Here is a 17,204-nt window from a genome sequence, read left to right as displayed (position 1 = left end):
GCGGCGCAACCCCTTTCACGGGTTCCGCCTTGCGCCGGCCCCACGCCGGTCAGGCGTGTTTACTTGATATCTTTCCAGTACGCGGCATTGAGCCGCCAGGCCAGGAAAGTCAGGACACCGAGAAAGATCAGCACCCACACGCCGAGGCGTTTGCGGGTCTGCTGGGCCGGCTCGGACATCCATGTCATATAGGCCACCAGGTCGGCAACCGCAGCATCATAATCCGGCGACGAAAGCGTCCCCGGCGTGACCTGCTGGAAGCCGACGAGCGTGTGGACCTTCTCGCCCGTCTCCTCGTCCGTCTTGTCTTCGAATTTGGCAGTGCGCTGCCCCTGCAGTTGCCACAGTACATGGGGCATGCCGACGTTCTCGAACACCGCGTTGTTCCAGCCGGTCGGCCGCGTATCGTCGCGGTAGAAACTCCGCAGATACGTATACAGCCAGTCGCGGCCGCGCGCCCGTTCCTCGACCGACAGGTCGGGCGGCGAGGTGCCGAGCCAGTTCTTCGCGTCTTCGGGCCGCATCGCGACGGACATCGTGCTCCCGACCTTGTCGGTCGTGAACAGGAGATTCGTTTCGATCTCCTTCTGGGATATGCCCAGATCCGTCAGACGGTTGTAGCGCATCAGGTTCGCGCTGTGGCAGTTCAGGCAATAGTTTACAAACAATTGCGCGCCGTGCTGAAGCGAAACGAGATTTTCCGTGTTATCGGGCGCCCGGTCGAGCGGAAAATTACCTTCCGCCCGCACAGCCGGCGCCGCCAGCAGCGCACACGCGGTCGCCCCGATCAGCGCGAGTGTCGAAAGCAGTTTCTTCATGTCGTTCTCTCCTCGCTCTCGTTAATGGGGCTTGAAGCGCACCCGCTCCGGCGGCTGCTTGAACGTGCCAAGCGGCGTCCAGACGGGCATGCCGAGGAAGAACGCGAAGTAGATCAGCGCGCAGGCCTGCGCGATCAGCGTCGCCGCCGGCGATGGCGGCCGCGTGCCGAGGAACGCGAGGGTCAGGAACGCCGCGACGAAGATCCCGAGGAACACCTTGTGGAACAGCGGCCGGTAGCGGATCGACTTCACCGGGCTGCGGTCGAGCCACGGCAGGAAGAACAGCGTGATCACCGCCGACCCCATCACGACGACGCCCCAGAACTTCGACTCCGTCAGGTACATGAACACGACGATCGCCGCGGCCAGCACCGGCAGCCCGGCCTTCCACTTGCCGCGCGCGCGGATCAGCGCAAGCACGCCGAGCAGCGCGATCACGATCATCAGCACGATCTTGAACGGGTCGGTGGTCGCACGCAGCATCGCGTAGAACGCGGTGAAGTACCAGACCGGCGCGATCTCGGGCGGCGTCTGCAACGGGTTCGCCGGGACGAAGTTGTTCGCCTCGAGGAAGTAGCCGCCCATCTCCGGCGAGAAGAACACGATCAGCGCGAAGATCATCAGGAACACGCACACGCCGAGGAAATCGTGCACCGAGTAGTACGGGTGGAACGGGATGCCGTCGAGCGGAATGCCGTTCTCGTCCTTCTTCGCCTTGATCTCGATGCCGTCCGGGTTATTCGACCCCACTTCGTGAAGCGCAACCAAGTGCGCAACCACGAGGCCGACCAGCACGAGCGGAATCGCGATCACGTGGAACGCGAAGAAGCGGTTCAGCGTGACGTCGGACACGACGTAGTCGCCACGAATCCACAGCGACAGGTCCGGGCCGACGAACGGGATCGCCGAGAACAGGTTCACGATCACCTGCGCGCCCCAGAACGACATCTGGCCCCACGGCAGCAGGTAGCCGAAGAACGCCTCGGCCATCAGGCACAGAAAGATCGCGCAGCCGAAGATCCACACGAGCTCGCGCGGCTTGCGGTACGACCCGTACAACAGCCCGCGGAACATGTGCAGATAGACGACCACGAAGAACATCGACGCACCGGTCGAGTGCATGTAGCGGATCAGCCAGCCCCACGGCACCTCGCGCATGATGTACTCGACCGACGCGAACGCGAGCGTCGAGTCGGGCTTGTAGTTCATCGTCAGGAAGATGCCCGTGACGATCTGGTTGACGAGCACCAGCAGCGCGAGGGAGCCGAAGAAGTACCAGAAGTTGAAGTTCTTCGGCGCGTAGTACTCGGAAACGTGCTTCTTCCAGGTGGACGTGAGCGGGAAGCGCTGATCGATCCAGCCGGTGAGACCTGTCGTGGAGACTTCTTTGTTGTCGGCGGCCATCACGCTTCTCCTTTCTCGTCCTTGCCGATCACGAGGGTCGTCGCCGACGTGAACATGTAGGGCGGGATGTCGAGATTCTGAGGCGCCGGCTTGTTCTTGAACACACGGCCGGCGAGGTCGTAGGTCGAACCGTGGCACGGGCACAGGAAACCGCCCGGCCAGTCGTCCGGCAGGTTCGGCTGCGGACCCGGCGTGAAGCGTTGGCTTGGCGTGCAGCCGAGGTGCGTACACACGGCCATCACGACGAGAATGTTCTTGCGATCGGCCCGCGAGCGATATTCGTTGGCGCAATACGCGGGCAACGGCATCGAATACGGGGATTTCGTGGTTGGATCGGCCACTTCCTTGTCGGCCTTGACCACGTCGGACAGCATGTCGTCCGTGCGATTCAGGATCCAGACCGGCTTGCCGCGCCACGGCACCGTGACCATCTCGCCGGGCTTCAGGCTGCTGATGTCTACCTCGACCGGGGCTCCGGCCGCTTTCGCTTTCGCGGACGGCGCAAGCGACGCCGCGAAAGGTATGACGGTGGCTACGCCTCCCACGCCACCTGCTACGGATGTCGCAATCAGCCAGGTACGGCGGCCGCTGTCGACGCGTTTCTCTTCCTTGTCTCGCATCACACGCCCCACTTCTGAGTTGGATTTTCCGTCACGACTTTCGATTCCGCCGCTAGTTTGCGCGAATGGAGTCGCCATTTACAAGGCCCGGAGATGAAAATCCCTTCGAAGTGATTGATAGTTAAGGGTTTTCCCGCACTATCGGAGCGATTAAATCATTTCACTTTTAAGCATTCGCTACATTGTGAAATTTCGATGCACCGCCGCAAATCCGTCATTCAGACCGGATTATGAATATCGATAAAAAGGTGTTCGAGATCGAATTCTTCGGACAAGTGGGCGCCCAGCGCCTGGATTCCGTAGCGTTCGGTCGCATGGTGCCCTGCCGCAACGAACGCAACGCCGCTCTCGGCAGCCGTGTGCGTCACGTATTCGGACACTTCGCCGGTCAGGTACACGTCCGCGCCGGCGTCGATCGCCGCGTCGAAATAACTTTGCGCGGCGCCCGTGCACCACGCGATGCGGCGCAGCTGCATGTCCGGATCGCCGAGCACGAGCGGCGTGCGGCCGAGCGTACGCTCGACCTTCGCGACGAAGTGCTCGAGCGTGACGGGCATCGGCAGCGTCGCCATCCAGCCGAGGTCGCCGTCGCCGAAACGCTGCTCGCCGATCAGCCCGAGCTTTTCGCCGAGCTGCGCGTTGTTGCCGAATTCGGGATGCGCGTCGAGCGGCAGGTGGAACGCGAACAGGTTCAGGTCGTTTGCGAGCAGCAGCTTCAGGCGCTGGTACTTGCGGCCGGTGATCTGCGGCGCCTCGTTGCGCCAGAAATAGCCGTGATGAACGAGCACGGCATCCGCCCCCCATTCGAGCGCGGCTTCGAGGAACGCGGCCGACGCCGTCACGCCGGTGGCGATCTTCCCGATCTTGCGACGCCCTTCGACCTGCAGGCCGTTCGGGCAATAGTCCTTGAAGCGCGCGGTTTCAAGGGTATTGTTCAAGTACAATTCAAGTTCGATCCGATCCATATAAACCTCTAATCCATTCAGATGCTTAGACGCTTCTGGCTGTTCTTCGCGCAGGCGGTTACCGTGCTGCTCGCGCTGATGTTCATCGTCGTGACGCTCAAGCCGCAATGGCTGCAACGGCAAGGACAGCTCGGCAAGCAGCTCGCCACGCCGATCGTTGCGCTGCGGGAAGTCGCGCCAGGCATCGGCGGCGCGCCGGCGACCACGTCGTATGCGGAAGCCGCGCAAAAGGCGATGCCCGCCGTCGTCAACGTATTCTCCAGCAAGGACGGCTCGCTGCCGCCCGACCCGCGCGCGAAAGATCCGCTGTTCCGCTATTTCTTCGGCGACCGCAACGCCCGCAAGCAGCAGGACGAACCCGCAGCCAACCTTGGCTCGGGCGTTATCGTGAGCCCTGAAGGTTACATTCTAACGAACCAGCACGTCGTGGACGGCGCCGACCAGATCGAGGTCGCGCTTGCCGACGGCCGCACGGCCACCGCGAAGGTGATCGGCAGCGATCCGGAAACCGATCTGGCCGTGCTGAAGATCAACATGACGAACCTGCCGACGATCACGCTCGGCCGCTCCGACCAGTCGCGGGTCGGCGACGTCGTGCTTGCGATCGGCAACCCGTTCGGCGTCGGCCAGACGGTCACGATGGGGATCATCAGCGCACTCGGTCGCAATCACCTCGGCATCAATACGTTCGAGAACTTCATCCAGACCGACGCGCCGATCAACCCCGGCAACTCGGGCGGCGCGCTGGTCGACGTGAACGGCAACCTGCTCGGCATCAACACGGCGATCTACTCGCGCTCGGGCGGCTCGCTCGGCATCGGCTTCGCGATTCCGGTATCGACCGCGCGCACCGTGCTCGAAAGCATCATCACGTCGGGCTCGGTCACGCGCGGCTGGATCGGCGTCGAGCCGCAGGACGTCACGCCGGAGATCGCCGAGTCGTTCGGGCTCCAGCAGAAGTCGGGCGCGATCGTCGCCGGCGTGCTGCAGGGCGGCCCGGCCGACAAGGCCGGCATCAAGCCGGGCGACATCCTGGTCACGGTGAACGGCGAGGAAATCACCGACACGACGAAGCTGCTGAACGTCGTCGCGCAGATCAAGCCGGGCACGCCAACCAAGGTGCACGTCGTGCGCAAGGGCAAGGAGTTCGACGTGAACGTCGTGATCGGCAAGCGTCCGCCGCCGCCGAAGCAGACGCTCGACGAGCAGGACAGCGATACCGAATGACGGTCGGCGGTCGGCACGCGCCGCCGCGTGCCCTGTCGTAGACGGAAAAGCAAAAGGGCAGCCTCGGGCTGCCCTTTTGCTTTGTATCGGTGATCGTTGGTGCTGGCGACGTGGCCTAGCCGGCTCGTTACCCGCTTTCCGGCCGGCAACGCCATCGGGCCGCACCGGGAACGGTCGCCGCAAGGCCATCCGCCGCGCGCCGCCCGGCGCATCCGTCAGCTTGCGGCTTCGCCGTTCTCCGCCTCGCCCTCTTCGGCCGGCTTCTTCGGCACGACGAACCGCGCGGCCAGCAATCCGATCTCGAACAGCACGATCAGCGGCAACGCGAGCATCAGTTGCGAAAACACGTCCGGCGGCGTAACGACCGCCGCGACGACGAACGCGCCGACGATCACGTACGGCCGCATCTCCTTCAGCTTCTTCAGCGACAGCACGCCCATCCGGACGAGCAGCACGACGACGATCGGCACCTCGAACGTGACCCCGAACGCGATGAACATCCCGAGCACGAAGCTCAGGTAGTTGTCGATGTCGGTCGTCATCTCCGCGCCGAGCGGCGCGTTGTAGTGCGCCATCACGCGGAAGATCGTCGGGAACACGAGGAAGTACGCGAACGCCATCCCGCACAGGAACAGGAAGTAGCTGCTGCCGACGAGCGGCACGACGAGCTTCTTCTCGTGCTGGTACAGCCCCGGCGCGACGAACGCCCAGATCTGGTACAGCACGATCGGCAGCGCGATCACGAGCGCGACGAGCATCGTGACCTTCATCGGCACGAAGAACGAGCCGGTGACGTCGGTCACGATCATCTTGCCGTCCTTCGGCAGGTTCTCCATCAGCGGCCGCGCGAGCAGCTTGAAGATGTCGGGCGCCCAGTAGACGAGCCCGAGGAACACGACGATCACGGCCAGCCCCGCGCGAATGATGCGATCGCGAAGCTCGACGAGATGGGAAATGAAGGTTTCTTCCGGGGCGTCGCCCGGGTTCTGCTGGGGGTCGCTCACGCCGGCCCTCGGTAGGATTGACGAGCGAGCATGCGCTCGACTCAGAAGAAGCGCGTCGGCCGGCGCAGGCTGGCCGGCTGGTGGCGCGCGACACGCGCGGCGCCCGACTGCACGTGCGTACGGCGGGTGGTCGCGCGCTTGTACCAGACAGGCGTTGCCGCCTGCTTCACACGCCAGTTGCGGCGCTTCGGCGCGAGCGCGGCGGTGCTGCCGCGCCACGACGGCGCCGCAGGCGTGTCGGAGCCGTAGGACCCGGTGCTGCCCGACGCTTCGTCAAGGCCGCCGACCGCGGAATGCCACGTGTCGTTCAGTTCCTTCTCGTGCTCGCGCAGGTTGTCGTGAATCGTCGTCTCGACGTTGCGCGCGGCCGACTCGAAATCGGTCTTCATCGTCCGCAGCGCGTCGAGTTCGATTTCGCGCGAGACCTCGGCCTTCACGTCGTTGATGTACCGCTGCGCGCGGCCGAACAATGCGCCTGCCGTACGCGCAACGCGCGGCAGGCGCTCGGGGCCGAGCACCACGAGCGCGACGACGCCGATCAGCGCCATCTTCGAAAGACCGAGATCCAGCATCGCGAATGCCTGTCAGCGTGCCGGCGTTACGCCTTGTTCGAATCGGAACGCGTCGTTTCCTTCGCGTTGACGTCGACCGAGCCCGAGCGCGGCAGTTGCTGCGCATCAGCCGGCGTTTCGCCTTCCTTCATGCCGTCCTTGAAACCCTTGACGGCGCTGCCGAGATCGTTGCCGATGTTGCGCAGCTTCTTCGTACCGAAAACCAGCGCGACGATCAGCAGCACGATCAGCCAGTGCCAAATGCTCAATCCACCCATGATGAAACCTCTCCTCAACCACGCCGCTTCGCGGCGCAAATCGCCGGCGACGCGCCGGCTTCGACTATCGAATGCAGGGCAACGCCCCGCGCCGTCAACCCATCCGCTGCCACGGGCGCGGGCCGGCCAGAATATGCGCGTGCAGGTGGTAAACCTCCTGCCCGCCGCCGGGGCCCGTGTTGATCACCGTGCGAAAACCGGTTTCGCCGCCCGTGTACGCGACGCCGAGCTGGTCGGCCAGGCGCGCGACGAGCAACATCAGCCGGCCGAGCATCGGCGCATCGCCGTCGCTCGCCGCCGACAGCGTCGGCAGGTGCTGGCGCGGGATCACGAGCACATGCGTCTCGGCCGCCGGGCGGATGTCGCGGAACGCGACGAATTCGTCGTCCTCGTGCACCTTCGTGCTCGGGATCTCGCCTGCCGCGATCTTGCAGAACAGGCAATTCGGATCGTGACTCATGTTGCTCCTGCAGACGCCCGCGCGCGGCCGGTCAGAACCACGCCTGCGGATCGAGCGTCTTGTTGTCGTTCAGGTACAGCCAACCCTTGATGATACGGTACAGCGTCCAGATCCATGTGACAAACATCACTGCGAATCCGATCACCACGAACATCAACGCGAAGCCGATCACATAGGCGATCAGCGCGCGCCAGAACGTACGGATCTGCCACTCGAAGTGATCGGCGTACGGCGTGCCGGCCACATCGGCGCGCTTCACGTAGTTGATGATGATCGCGATGATGCCCGTGACGCCGCCCGTCAGCCAATGAAACGCGTAGAGGCCGTAAAGCACGTGAGTCAGCGTGCGCAGCCCGTTCAGGCGCTCGGCGTCCGCGGCCCCCGGCACCGACGGCGGCGGAAACTGGCTTGGCGTATCGGTCATGATGCTACCCCCGTTAGATGACAATTCTTACAGCTTACCGCACTGTGGCTGCATCGCGACGCTGCCTGTCACCCGCCGTTTTCCTCGCGCTCGCGGCGCTTGCGCAACGCCTTCTCCTCGATGCCCGACAGCCCTTCGCGGCGCTCGAGCTCGGCGATCACGTCGGCCGGGCTCAGGTCGAAGTGCGACAGCATCACGAGGCAGTGGAACCACAGATCGGCCACCTCGCTGACGAGCGCGGTCGGCGCGCCGCCCTGGCGCACGTCCTTCGCGGCCAGCACGACTTCCGTCGCCTCTTCGCCGATCTTCTTCAGCACCGCGTCGTCACCCTTGTGGAACAGGCGCGATACGTACGATTGATCGGGATCGCCGCCCTTGCGGCTATCGATCACGGCCGCGAGGCGCAGCAGCGTGTCTTCGGTCGATTGCGTCATTTGTAGATGTGTTCGGGATCTTTGAGCACCGGTTCGACCGCGACCCAGTCGCCGTTCTCGACGGTGCCTTCGAATTTCTGGAAGAAGCACGAATGCCGGCCGGTGTGGCATGCGATGCCCGACACCTGCTCGACCTTCAGCAGCACAACGTCCTCGTCGCAGTCGAGCCGCACCTCGTGCACGTGCTGCACGTGGCCCGACTCCTCGCCCTTGAACCACAGGCGCTTGCGCGAACGCGAATAATAGACCGCGCGCTGCGTCTCGATCGTCTTCGCCAGCGCCTCGCGGTTCATCCACGCGAACATCAGCACGTCGTTCGTCGACGCTTCCTGCGCGATCACCGGCACGAGGCCGTTGTCGTCCCAGCGGACCTTGTCGAGCCACGCGGGCAGGGATTTCGTTTCCGTATTCATCACAGCCTCACCGGGATGCCCTGGTCGGCCATGAAGCGCTTCGCCTCGCCGACCGTGTGCTCGCCGTAGTGGAAGATGCTCGCGGCCAGCACCGCATCGGCACGGCCGTCCTTGATGCCGTCGGCAAGGTGCTGCAGCGAGCCGACACCGCCCGACGCGATCACCGGCACCGGCACCGCGTCCGACACGCCGCGCGTGAGCGCGAGGTCGAAGCCCGACTTCGTGCCGTCGCGGTCCATGCTCGTGAGCAGGATCTCGCCCGCGCCGAGCTCGGCCATCTTGCGCGCCCATTCGATCGCGTCGAGGCCCGTGCCCTTGCGGCCGCCGTGCGTGAAGACTTCCCAGCGCGGCGTCTCGCCGTCGGCCGACACGCGCTTCGCATCGATCGCGACGACGATGCACTGCGAGCCGTACTTGTCGGCCGAGTCGCGCACGAGCTGCGGGTTCGCGACCGCCGACGAATTCATGCTGACCTTGTCCGCGCCCGCGTTCAGCAGGCGCCGCACGTCCTCGACGGCGCGCACGCCGCCGCCGACGGTCAGCGGAATGAAGACCTGCGACGCGACGGCTTCGATGATCGGCAGGATCAGGTCGCGCTGGTCGGACGTCGCGGTGATGTCGAGGAACGTCAGTTCGTCGGCGCCCTGGTCGTCGTAGCGGCGGGCGATTTCGACGGGGTCGCCGGCGTCGCGCAGCTCGACGAAGTTGACACCCTTGACGACACGCCCGGCGGTCACGTCCAGGCAGGGGATGATGCGTTTAGCTAGAGCCATGATGTTGCGCCAAAGGCCGCGATGGGACGGCCGGTTACGGAAGCCTCGCGCGAGGCTTCCGGTCGGGGCTGCTCACGGGCAGCCCCGGCGAAGGGGACAACCGCGATCAGGCGTTGTCGAGTTCGCCGTTCAGTTCGTCCGCGCGTTTTTGCGCGGCCGCGAAATCGAGATCGCCGGAGTAGATCGCGCGGCCGCAGATCACGCCTTCGACGCCTTGCTCTTCCACTTCGCACAGGTTCTCGATGTCGGCGAGGTTCGACAGGCCGCCGCTCGCGATCACCGGGATGCCGACCGCCTGCGCGAGCTTCACGGTCGCCTCGATGTTGATGCCCTGCAGCATCCCGTCGCGGCCGATGTCCGTATAGACGATCGATTCGACGCCGTAGTCCTCGAACTTCTTCGCGAGATCGATCACTTCGTGGCCCGTCAGCTTGCTCCAGCCGTCGGTCGCGACCTTGCCGTCCTTCGCGTCCAGCCCGACGATGATGCTGCCCGCGAACGCGGTGCACGCGTCCTGCAGGAAGCCCGGATCCTTCACGGCCGCCGTGCCGATAATCACGTAGGACAGGCCCGCGTCGAGGTACTTCTCGATCGTCTCGAGGCTGCGGATGCCGCCGCCGAGCTGCACGGGGATTTCATCGCCGACTTCGTCGAGGATCGCCTCGATCGCCTCGAGATTCCTCGGCTTGCCGGCGAATGCGCCGTTCAGGTCGACCAGATGGAGCCGCCGGGCGCCGAGATCGACCCACTTGCGGGCCATCGCCGCCGGGTCCTCGGAGAAAATCGTAGCCTGGTCCATATCGCCCTGTTTCAGGCGTACACACTGACCGTCTTTGAGATCGATGGCCGGAATCAGCAACATAGCAATCGGGTATCGTCGTGGAAAAAGAAAAGAATCCGGCGCGCACCGGCCAATCCGGTGCCGCGCCGCCTCGCTAGTTTAGTACAACTCTTTCGGCGCCTTGGCGGGCAAGCCCCGTGCGACAGGCCTTTCCGGCCCGCCGACTGTGGCACGCACGCGACGTTCACGGTTTCCAGTGTACGAAGTTGCGATACAGACGCAACCCGACCTCCGCGCTTTTCTCGGGGTGGAATTGGGTCGCGAAGAGATTATCCCGCGCGACCGCGGACGTAAACGGCGCGCCGTATGCCGTTTCGCCGACCGTATGCACCGGGTTGTCCGGGCTCACGTAATAACTGTGCACGAAGTAGAAATACGCGTCGTCGGGCACGCCGTCCCACAGCGGGTGCGGCTGCGACTGACGCACGCGGTTCCAGCCCATCTGCGGCACCTTGAAGCGCGAGCCGTCGTCCTGAAGCTGGCCGTCGAGCGCGAAGCGCACGACCTTGCCGGGCAGCAGGCCGAGGCCCTTCGTGTCGCCTTCCGCGCTCCAGTCGAACAGCATCTGCTCGCCGACGCACACGCCGAGCAGCGGCTTCGTGCGCGAGGCCTCGATCACGGCCTCCTGCAGGCCCGATTCGCCGAGGCAGCGCATGCAATCGGGCATCGCGCCCTGGCCGGGCAGCACGACGCGGTCGGCCGCGCGAATCGCGGCCGGCGTGTCGACGATCGCCACGTCGGCGGCCGGTTCGGCCTTCTTGAGCGCCTGCGCGACCGAGCGCAGGTTGCCCATCCCATAATCCACAATCGCAATCGAAGTTTTCATCTCAGTGCAGGCAGTAGCGCCCTCAGTCCATTGACGATGAATTCCACCGCCAGCGCCGACAGCATCAGACCCATCAGCCGCGTGGCGATGTTGATGCCCGTGCGGCCGATCCAGTTCGCGATCGGCTCGGCGAGCCGCATCGCGACGAAACACAGAAAAGCCAGGACCGCGCCGATCGCAACCAGCCCGGCCCGCTCATACCAGTGATGCGAGTTCGCCGCATAGATGATCACCGTGCTGATCGAGCCGGGGCCCGTGAGCAGCGGAATCGCCAGCGGCACGACCGCGATGTTGTCCTTCAGCTCGGCCTCGTGGCGCTCCTCCGGCGTCGATCGCGTGTTGCCGATCTGCGCGTTCAGCATGTTGATCGCCATCAGCAGCATGATGATCCCGCCGCCCACTTCGAGCGAGCCGACCGAAATACCGAAGAAGTCGATGATCTGCTGCCCGAGCAGCGCCGTCACCGTCATCACGCAGAACACCGACACCGACGCGATCCGGATCGTGCGCCGCCGCTCGCCGTCCGTCTGCTGCGCCGTCAGGCTCAGGAAGAACGGCACCGCGCCGATCGGGTTGATCAGCGCAAGCAGCGAAATGAACGATTTGAGCAGATCCATCGCAAGCCGGCGCTGTGCACCGAGGCCGTAAGGTTGTCCTTAGCGTCCGTCCGTTCGGAAGTTCAGAGGCTGCCTTTCGTCGACGGGATCTGCCCCGCCGCACGCTCGTCCAGCTCCACCGCCGCGCGCAGCGCACGCCCGAAGGCCTTGAACACCGTCTCGAGCTGATGGTGCGCGTTGATCCCGCGCAGGTTGTCGATGTGCAGCGTGACGCCCGCGTGGTTCACGAAACCGCGGAAGAATTCGATCGACAGGTCGACGTCGAACGTGCCGATCCGCGCACGCGTGAACGGCACGTGGAATTCGAGGCCCGGCCGGCCGGAGAAATCGATCACGACGCGCGACAGCGCCTCGTCGAGCGGCACGTACGAATGGCCGTAGCGGCGGATGCCCTTGCGGTCGCCGATCGCCTTCGCGACGGCCTGCCCGAGCGTGATGCCGACATCCTCGACCGTGTGGTGGTCGTCGATATGGGTATCGCCATGCGCTTCGACCTCGAGATCGACCAGACCGTGTCGCGCGATCTGGTCGAGCATATGGTCGAGAAACGGCACGCCGGTGGCCAGCTTCTGCTGGCCGGTGCCGTCGAGATCGAGCTTCACACGGATCTGCGTTTCGCTGGTATTGCGAACGACTTCCGCCACACGCATGGCAATTCCTTGATTGAGTCTGATGTAAATGGGGATTGATCGTCGCGCGCCGCCGCGCCCTGGGCTCAACCGGGCAGCGCGAGTTTCAAGGCGGCCAGCAGGCGGGCGTTTTCATCGGGAGAACCGACGGTCAGCCGCACGCATTCGGCCAGCAATGGATGCATTTTACTCACGTTTTTGACCAGCACCCGCTCGGTGAGCAGCGCGTCGAACACCGCAGCCGCTTCAGGCACGCGCACCAGCAGGAAATTGCCGGCGCTCGGGAACACCGTCGCGCCCGGCAGCGCGGCCACGGCCTGGGCAAGGCGCGTGCGTTCCGCTCGCAGTTCGGCCGCCTGCGCGTCGAGCACGTCGAGGTGGTCGAGCAGGAAATCGGCGGTCGCCTGGGTCAGCACGTTGATGTTGTACGGCGGGCGCACCTTGTCGAATTCGGTCAGCCACGCGGGCAGCCCGACCAGATAACCGAGACGGATGCCCGCGAGGCCGAGCTTCGACACCGTGCGCATCACGACGACGTTGTCGAATTCGGCGGCGCGCGGCAGCCACGAGCGTTCGGCGAACGGCTGGTACGCCTCGTCGATCACGATCAGGCTGTGGCGCGCGGCCGCGATGATCCGTTCGACGTCGGCATCGTCGTACAGCGTGCCGGTCGGGTTGTTCGGGTAGGCGAGATAGACGAGCGCCGGACGGTGCTCGGCGATCGCCGCGAGCATCGCGTCGACGTCGAGCGTCAGGTCGGCCTTCAACGGCACGCCGACGAATTCGAGCTGCGCGAGCTTCGCGGACAGTTCGTACATCACGAAGCCCGGCACCGGTGCGAGCACCTTTGCGCCCGGCTGCGCGCACGCGACCGACATCATGCTGATGATTTCGTCCGACCCGTTGCCGAGCAGCACGTCGCAGGCCGCCGGCACGCCCATCGCGTGGCGCAGCTTGTCGAGCAGCGCGGCCGGGCGCGGCGCCGGGTAGCGGTTCAGCGCGACCTGCGCGAGGCGCTCGCCGAGCGCTTCGGCGAGCGGTTCGGGCAGCGGGTACGGGTTCTCCATCGCGTCGAGCTTCACGAACCCGCTTGCGTCCGGCACCGGGTAGCTCGTCATCGCGAGCACGTCGCGGCGGATGATGTCTTGTGGCGTCGTCATGGTCTCAAGCCGGCGTGCGTCGCGCCGGCGTCAAATGATCCGCAAGGCGGCGGCTGCCGCCCTGCGCGTGTCTCCAGCCCCGGCTTCGGGGTATCCGCCGGAGCCGGCACGTCGTCTGCGCCTGCCCCGGTCCCGCATCACGCGTGCGGTCAGCCCCTCATCCGGAACTCGGCGCTCCTCGCGTGCGCCTGCAGCCCCTCGCCGTACGCGAGCTCGGACGCGATCTCGCCGAGCGTCTGCGCGCCTTCGGCGCTGACCTCGATCACGCTCGAACGCTTGATGAAGTCGTACACGCCGAGCGGCGACGAGAAGCGCGCGGTGCGCGACGTCGGCAGCACATGGTTCGGGCCCGCGCAGTAGTCGCCGAGGCTCTCGCTCGTGTAGCGGCCGAGGAAGATCGCGCCCGCGTGGCGGATCTGCTGGCCCCATTGCTGCGGCTCCAGCGCCGAAATCTCGAGGTGCTCGGGCGCGATGTCGTTCGCGATCCGGCATGCCTCGGCCATGTCGCGCACCTTGATCAGCGCGCCGCGGCCTTCGAGCGACGCGCGGATCACGTCCTGGCGCGGCATCGACGGCAGCAGCTCGTCGATCGCCTTTTCGACGCGATCGAGGAACGCGCCGTCCGGGCACAGCAGGATCGACTGCGCGAGTTCGTCGTGCTCCGCCTGCGAGAACAGGTCCATCGCGACCCAGTTCGGATCGGTCGTGCCGTCGCACAGCACGAGGATTTCCGACGGGCCCGCGATCATGTCGATGCCGACCGTGCCGAACACGCGGCGCTTCGCCGATGCGACGTACGCATTGCCGGGCCCGCAGATCTTGTCGACGGCCGGCACCGTCGCCGTGCCGTACGCCAGCGCGCCGACCGCCTGCGCGCCGCCGATCGTGAACACGCGATCGACGCCGCCGAGCAGCGCCGCGGCGAGCACGAGGTCGTTCTTCACGCCGTCCGGCGTCGGCACGACCATCACGATCTCGCCGACGCCCGCGACGCGCGCGGGAATCGCGTTCATCAGCACCGACGACGGATACGCGGCCTTGCCGCCCGGCACGTACAGGCCGACGCGGTCGAGCGGCGTGACCTTCTGGCCGAGCACCGTGCCGTCGCTTTCCGTGTACTGCCAGCTATGGGTGCCGCACTCGATCTTCTGCTTCTCGTGGTACGCCCGCACGCGCGCCGCGGCCGCTTCCAGCGCCGCGCGCGCTTTCGGCGCGAGGCCGTCGAGCGCCGTCTGCAGCGCATCCTGCGGCAGTTCGAGCGCGGCGACGCTGCCTGCGTTCAGCCGGTCGAAACGGTTCGTGTACTCGAGCACCGCGGCGTCGCCGCGCGACTTCACGTCGGCGAGAATCTGCGCGACCGATTGCTCGATCGCCTCGTCTTCGCTCGCCTCGAATGCGAGTACCGCGCGCAGCGCGGCGCCGAAGCCTTCGCTCGTCGAATCGAGTTTGCGGATGGTGATGGCCATGAGAGTTCCGTTACGGTGATGCGCTCAATTGCCATTCTGCGACGCGCGTTCGAACGCGTCGAGGATCGGCTTGAGCGCCGCGCGCTTCAACTTCAGCGCGGCCTGGTTCACGACGAGGCGCGACGAGATCGCCATGATCTCTTCGACCTCGACCAGATTGTTCGCTTTCAGCGTGCCGCCCGAGCTGACGAGGTCGACGATCGCGTCGGCCAGCCCGACCAGCGGCGCCAGTTCCATCGAGCCGTACAGCTTGATCAGGTCGACGTGCACGCCCTTCGCGGCGAAGTGCTCGCGCGCCGTTTCGACGTACTTGGTCGCGACCCGCAGGCGCGCGCCCTGGCGCACGGCGCTCGCGTAGTCGAAGCCGGCCGACACGGCCACCGACATCCGGCAGCGTGCAATGTTCAGATCGATCGGCTGATACAGGCCCGAGCCGCCGTGCTCGACCAGCACGTCCTTGCCGGCCACGCCGAAATCGGCCGCGCCGTATTCGACATAGGTCGGCACGTCGCTCGCGCGCACGATGATCACGCGCAGGTCCGGGTTCGTCGTCGGCAGGATCAGCTTGCGCGACGTTTCCGGATCCTCGGTCACCTGCACGCCGGCGGCGGCCAGCAACGGCAGGGTTTCCTCGAAAATCCGGCCCTTCGACAGGGCGAGGGTCAGCGGCGCGGTCATGCTTGGCTCCCGGAAAGGCGGCGCACGTTCGCGCCGACGGCGGTCAGTTTGGCTTCCATGCGGTCGTAGCCGCGGTCCAGGTGATAGATGCGGTCGACGAGCGTTTCGCCGTCGGCGCGCAGCCCGGCGATCACGAGGCTCGCCGACGCGCGCAGGTCGGTCGCCATCACGTTCGCGCCCGACAGTTTCTCGACGCCGGTCACGAGCGCCGTATTGCCGTCGATCGTGATGTTCGCGCCGAGCCGGTTCAGCTCCTGCACGTGCATGAAGCGGTTCTCGAAGATCGTCTCGACGACCTGCGCGGTGCCGGTCGCGACCGTATTGAGGGCCATGAACTGCGCCTGCATGTCGGTCGGGAACGCCGGGTATTCCGAGGTGCGGATCGTCACCGCCGACGGCCGGCGGTCCATTTTCACGCGCAGCCAGGTGTCGCCTTCCTCGATCGACACGCCGGCTTCGCGCAGCTTGTCGATCACCGCGTCGAGAATGTGCGGGCGCACGCCCGTCAGCCTCACGTCGCCGCCCGCCGCCGCGACCGCGCACAGGAACGTGCCGGCCTCGATGCGGTCGGGAATCACCGAATGGCGCGCGCCGTGCAGCCGCTCGACGCCCTGGATCACGAGGCGGTCGGTGCCGATGCCGTCGATTTTCGCACCCATCGCGACCAGCAAGTGTGCGAGATCGCTCACTTCCGGCTCGCGCGCGGCGTTCTCGATCACCGTTTCGCCGTCCGCGAGCGTCGCGGCCATCAGCAGGTTTTCCGTCCCCGTCACCGTGATCATGTCGGTCACGATGCGCGCGCCCTTCAGGCGCTTCGCGCGCGCTTCGATGAAGCCGTGCTCGATGCTGATCTCGGCGCCCATCGCCTGCAGGCCCTTGATGTGCTGGTCGACCGGACGCGCGCCGATCGCGCAGCCGCCCGGCAGCGATACCTTCGCCTCGCCGAAGCGCGCGAGCAGCGGCCCGAGCACGAGGATCGACGCGCGCATCGTCTTCACGAGCTCGTACGGCGCAACGAGGTTGTCGACGCGCGACGCGTCGAGCTGCACGCGGCAGCCGTCGGTCTCGCTCTTCACGCCCATCTGGTTCAGCACCTTCAGCGTCGTGCGCACGTCCTTGAGGTTCGGCACGTTGTCGAGATCGACCGGATCGGCGGTGAGCAGCCCCGCGCAGAGGATCGGCAGTGCGGCGTTCTTCGCGCCCGACACGACGATCTCGCCGGACAGGCGGCGGCCGCCCTCGATCACGAGCTTGTCCATCCCCTGTCCCTGCGATTCCCCGTTGGCGGCCGGGTGTGCCGTGGCGACGCTCTGGACGGCGTCGCGCTCGTTGACGGTGACTTGCACTCAGTGATTTCCGGTTATGCGTTCTGCCATTCGGCGGGCGTCAGCGTCTTCATGCTGAGCGCGTGAATTTCCTGTTTCATGCGATCGCCGAGCGCCGCATAGACGAGCTGATGCCGCTGGATCGGCCGCTTGCCTTCGAAGGCCTCGGACACGATCGTCGCAAAGAAATGCTGGCCGTCGCCTTCGACTTCCAGATGAGTGCAGGCGAGACCGCCGGCGATGTATTGCTTGACCTGTTCGGGAGTCGGCAACATGTAAGGCTCCTGTCGG

At 65.7% G+C, this 17,204-nt stretch carries 22 protein-coding genes; 1 reads left to right on the top strand and 21 read right to left on the bottom strand.

The annotated features are described in order from the left end of the window. Positions 1 to 59 precede the first annotated feature (59 nt). The 4 genes from BBJ41_RS11945 to BBJ41_RS11930 all read right to left on the bottom strand — a co-directional run bounded on the left by BBJ41_RS11945 (position 60) and on the right by BBJ41_RS11930 (position 3,807). The gene (locus tag BBJ41_RS11945) at positions 60 to 818 is read right to left on the bottom strand and encodes a cytochrome c1 (RefSeq protein ID WP_069746573.1); all 759 of its coding nucleotides are present in this window, start codon (positions 816 to 818) and stop codon (positions 60 to 62) included. Between the two features lie 21 nt (positions 819 to 839). Then, on the bottom strand, positions 840 to 2,222 hold the full coding sequence (locus BBJ41_RS11940) for a cytochrome b (RefSeq protein WP_069746572.1): 1,383 nt from the start codon (positions 2,220 to 2,222) through the stop codon (positions 840 to 842). After that, positions 2,222 to 2,842, bottom strand: a complete 621-nt coding sequence (gene petA / locus BBJ41_RS11935; protein ID WP_069746571.1) for a ubiquinol-cytochrome c reductase iron-sulfur subunit — start codon at positions 2,840 to 2,842, stop codon at positions 2,222 to 2,224. Before petA ends, BBJ41_RS11940 begins: the two co-directional genes overlap by 1 nt. A gap of 218 nt (positions 2,843 to 3,060) precedes the next feature. Next, a complete protein-coding gene (locus BBJ41_RS11930) occupies positions 3,061 to 3,807 on the bottom strand; it encodes a Nif3-like dinuclear metal center hexameric protein (RefSeq protein WP_069746570.1) in 747 nt (248 codons plus the stop codon). A gap of 21 nt (positions 3,808 to 3,828) precedes the next feature. Here BBJ41_RS11930 and BBJ41_RS11925 point away from each other — a divergent pair, with 21 nt between their 5' ends. Next, a complete protein-coding gene (locus BBJ41_RS11925) occupies positions 3,829 to 5,034 on the top strand; it encodes a S1C family serine protease (RefSeq protein ID WP_048251399.1) in 1,206 nt (401 codons plus the stop codon). A gap of 215 nt (positions 5,035 to 5,249) precedes the next feature. Here the strand turns inward: BBJ41_RS11925 and tatC are convergent, their stop codons facing one another. From tatC to BBJ41_RS11840, 17 genes are all read right to left on the bottom strand, one after another. Then, complete coding sequence (gene tatC / locus BBJ41_RS11920; RefSeq protein WP_069746569.1) at positions 5,250 to 6,038, bottom strand: twin-arginine translocase subunit TatC; 789 nt, start codon at positions 6,036 to 6,038, stop codon at positions 5,250 to 5,252. Positions 6,039 to 6,079: 41 nt separating this feature from the next. Next, a complete protein-coding gene (tatB, locus tag BBJ41_RS11915; RefSeq protein WP_069746568.1) occupies positions 6,080 to 6,610 on the bottom strand; it encodes a Sec-independent protein translocase protein TatB in 531 nt (176 codons plus the stop codon). A 26-nt stretch (positions 6,611 to 6,636) separates the two neighbouring features. Beyond that, positions 6,637 to 6,867 carry a Sec-independent protein translocase subunit TatA gene (gene tatA / locus BBJ41_RS11910; RefSeq protein WP_034183658.1) on the bottom strand — a complete coding sequence of 77 codons (231 nt, stop codon included), beginning with the start codon at positions 6,865 to 6,867 and terminating at the stop codon, positions 6,637 to 6,639. Between the two features lie 94 nt (positions 6,868 to 6,961). Further along, positions 6,962 to 7,327: a histidine triad nucleotide-binding protein gene (locus BBJ41_RS11905; protein WP_069746567.1), complete on the bottom strand. Its 366-nt coding sequence runs from the start codon at positions 7,325 to 7,327 to the stop codon at positions 6,962 to 6,964. A gap of 31 nt (positions 7,328 to 7,358) precedes the next feature. Further along, positions 7,359 to 7,751 carry a DUF4870 family protein gene (locus BBJ41_RS11900; protein ID WP_069746566.1) on the bottom strand — a complete coding sequence of 131 codons (393 nt, stop codon included), beginning with the start codon at positions 7,749 to 7,751 and terminating at the stop codon, positions 7,359 to 7,361. A gap of 68 nt (positions 7,752 to 7,819) precedes the next feature. Next, positions 7,820 to 8,185, bottom strand: a complete 366-nt coding sequence (locus BBJ41_RS11895; protein ID WP_069746565.1) for a phosphoribosyl-ATP diphosphatase — start codon at positions 8,183 to 8,185, stop codon at positions 7,820 to 7,822. Beyond that, complete coding sequence (gene hisI / locus BBJ41_RS11890) at positions 8,182 to 8,598, bottom strand: phosphoribosyl-AMP cyclohydrolase (protein ID WP_069746564.1); 417 nt, start codon at positions 8,596 to 8,598, stop codon at positions 8,182 to 8,184. Before hisI ends, BBJ41_RS11895 begins: the two co-directional genes overlap by 4 nt. Further along, positions 8,598 to 9,371, bottom strand: a complete 774-nt coding sequence (hisF, locus tag BBJ41_RS11885; protein WP_069746563.1) for an imidazole glycerol phosphate synthase subunit HisF — start codon at positions 9,369 to 9,371, stop codon at positions 8,598 to 8,600. The genes hisI and hisF overlap by 1 nt, the downstream gene beginning before the upstream one ends. A 106-nt stretch (positions 9,372 to 9,477) precedes the next feature. Beyond that, positions 9,478 to 10,233 carry a 1-(5-phosphoribosyl)-5-[(5-phosphoribosylamino)methylideneamino]imidazole-4-carboxamide isomerase gene (gene hisA, locus BBJ41_RS11880; protein ID WP_069746562.1) on the bottom strand — a complete coding sequence of 252 codons (756 nt, stop codon included), beginning with the start codon at positions 10,231 to 10,233 and terminating at the stop codon, positions 9,478 to 9,480. A gap of 163 nt (positions 10,234 to 10,396) precedes the next feature. Next, complete coding sequence (gene hisH, locus BBJ41_RS11875; RefSeq protein WP_069746561.1) at positions 10,397 to 11,038, bottom strand: imidazole glycerol phosphate synthase subunit HisH; 642 nt, start codon at positions 11,036 to 11,038, stop codon at positions 10,397 to 10,399. Next, positions 11,035 to 11,655 carry a YchE family NAAT transporter gene (locus tag BBJ41_RS11870; RefSeq protein ID WP_069746560.1) on the bottom strand — a complete coding sequence of 207 codons (621 nt, stop codon included), beginning with the start codon at positions 11,653 to 11,655 and terminating at the stop codon, positions 11,035 to 11,037. The genes hisH and BBJ41_RS11870 overlap by 4 nt, the downstream gene beginning before the upstream one ends. 62 nt (positions 11,656 to 11,717) lie before the next feature. Further along, complete coding sequence (hisB, locus tag BBJ41_RS11865; protein ID WP_006477126.1) at positions 11,718 to 12,305, bottom strand: imidazoleglycerol-phosphate dehydratase HisB; 588 nt, start codon at positions 12,303 to 12,305, stop codon at positions 11,718 to 11,720. A gap of 65 nt (positions 12,306 to 12,370) precedes the next feature. Then, on the bottom strand, positions 12,371 to 13,444 hold the full coding sequence (gene hisC / locus BBJ41_RS11860; protein WP_069746559.1) for a histidinol-phosphate transaminase: 1,074 nt from the start codon (positions 13,442 to 13,444) through the stop codon (positions 12,371 to 12,373). A gap of 149 nt (positions 13,445 to 13,593) precedes the next feature. Beyond that, a complete protein-coding gene (gene hisD, locus BBJ41_RS11855) occupies positions 13,594 to 14,910 on the bottom strand; it encodes a histidinol dehydrogenase (protein WP_069746558.1) in 1,317 nt (438 codons plus the stop codon). Between the two features lie 24 nt (positions 14,911 to 14,934). Next, positions 14,935 to 15,588: an ATP phosphoribosyltransferase gene (gene hisG, locus BBJ41_RS11850; RefSeq protein ID WP_069746557.1), complete on the bottom strand. Its 654-nt coding sequence runs from the start codon at positions 15,586 to 15,588 to the stop codon at positions 14,935 to 14,937. Continuing rightward, positions 15,585 to 16,934 (bottom strand): UDP-N-acetylglucosamine 1-carboxyvinyltransferase, encoded by a 1,350-nt coding sequence (gene murA / locus BBJ41_RS11845; RefSeq protein WP_069746556.1) that lies wholly within the window; start codon positions 16,932 to 16,934, stop codon positions 15,585 to 15,587. Before murA ends, hisG begins: the two co-directional genes overlap by 4 nt. Positions 16,935 to 16,948: 14 nt before the next feature. After that, entirely contained in the window at positions 16,949 to 17,188 is a 240-nt protein-coding gene (locus BBJ41_RS11840) for a BolA family protein (protein ID WP_069746555.1), read from the bottom strand. Between the last annotated feature and the right edge of the window lie 16 nt (positions 17,189 to 17,204).

The sequence above is a fragment of the Burkholderia stabilis genome (assembly GCF_001742165.1).
GTDB classification, from domain to species: Bacteria; Pseudomonadota; Gammaproteobacteria; order Burkholderiales; family Burkholderiaceae; genus Burkholderia; species Burkholderia stabilis.
The sequence above is the reverse complement of the archived record's forward strand: the minus strand, read 5'-3'. Positions and strand labels throughout refer to the sequence as shown.

Excerpts from the sequence above, each read along its gene's own strand:
- BBJ41_RS11945 (WP_069746573.1), bottom strand. The coding sequence starts at position 818 with ATGAAGAAACTGCTTTCGACACTCGCGCTGATCGGGGCGACCGCGTGT.
- BBJ41_RS11940 (WP_069746572.1), bottom strand. The coding sequence starts at position 2,222 with ATGGCCGCCGACAACAAAGAAGTCTCCACGACAGGTCTCACCGGCTGG.
- petA (WP_069746571.1), bottom strand. The coding sequence starts at position 2,842 with ATGCGAGACAAGGAAGAGAAACGCGTCGACAGCGGCCGCCGTACCTGG.
- BBJ41_RS11930 (WP_069746570.1), bottom strand. The coding sequence starts at position 3,807 with ATGGATCGGATCGAACTTGAATTGTACTTGAACAATACCCTTGAAACC.
- BBJ41_RS11925 (WP_048251399.1), top strand. The coding sequence starts at position 3,829 with ATGCTTAGACGCTTCTGGCTGTTCTTCGCGCAGGCGGTTACCGTGCTG.
- tatB (WP_069746568.1), bottom strand. The coding sequence starts at position 6,610 with ATGCTGGATCTCGGTCTTTCGAAGATGGCGCTGATCGGCGTCGTCGCG.
- tatA (WP_034183658.1), bottom strand. The coding sequence starts at position 6,867 with ATGGGTGGATTGAGCATTTGGCACTGGCTGATCGTGCTGCTGATCGTC.
- BBJ41_RS11905 (WP_069746567.1), bottom strand. The coding sequence starts at position 7,327 with ATGAGTCACGATCCGAATTGCCTGTTCTGCAAGATCGCGGCAGGCGAG.
- BBJ41_RS11900 (WP_069746566.1), bottom strand. The coding sequence starts at position 7,751 with ATGACCGATACGCCAAGCCAGTTTCCGCCGCCGTCGGTGCCGGGGGCC.
- BBJ41_RS11895 (WP_069746565.1), bottom strand. The coding sequence starts at position 8,185 with ATGACGCAATCGACCGAAGACACGCTGCTGCGCCTCGCGGCCGTGATC.
- hisI (WP_069746564.1), bottom strand. The coding sequence starts at position 8,598 with ATGAATACGGAAACGAAATCCCTGCCCGCGTGGCTCGACAAGGTCCGC.
- hisF (WP_069746563.1), bottom strand. The coding sequence starts at position 9,371 with ATGGCTCTAGCTAAACGCATCATCCCCTGCCTGGACGTGACCGCCGGG.
- hisA (WP_069746562.1), bottom strand. The coding sequence starts at position 10,233 with ATGTTGCTGATTCCGGCCATCGATCTCAAAGACGGTCAGTGTGTACGC.
- hisH (WP_069746561.1), bottom strand. The coding sequence starts at position 11,038 with ATGAAAACTTCGATTGCGATTGTGGATTATGGGATGGGCAACCTGCGC.
- BBJ41_RS11870 (WP_069746560.1), bottom strand. The coding sequence starts at position 11,655 with ATGGATCTGCTCAAATCGTTCATTTCGCTGCTTGCGCTGATCAACCCG.
- hisB (WP_006477126.1), bottom strand. The coding sequence starts at position 12,305 with ATGCGTGTGGCGGAAGTCGTTCGCAATACCAGCGAAACGCAGATCCGT.
- hisC (WP_069746559.1), bottom strand. The coding sequence starts at position 13,444 with ATGACGACGCCACAAGACATCATCCGCCGCGACGTGCTCGCGATGACG.
- hisD (WP_069746558.1), bottom strand. The coding sequence starts at position 14,910 with ATGGCCATCACCATCCGCAAACTCGATTCGACGAGCGAAGGCTTCGGC.
- hisG (WP_069746557.1), bottom strand. The coding sequence starts at position 15,588 with ATGACCGCGCCGCTGACCCTCGCCCTGTCGAAGGGCCGGATTTTCGAG.
- BBJ41_RS11840 (WP_069746555.1), bottom strand. The coding sequence starts at position 17,188 with ATGTTGCCGACTCCCGAACAGGTCAAGCAATACATCGCCGGCGGTCTC.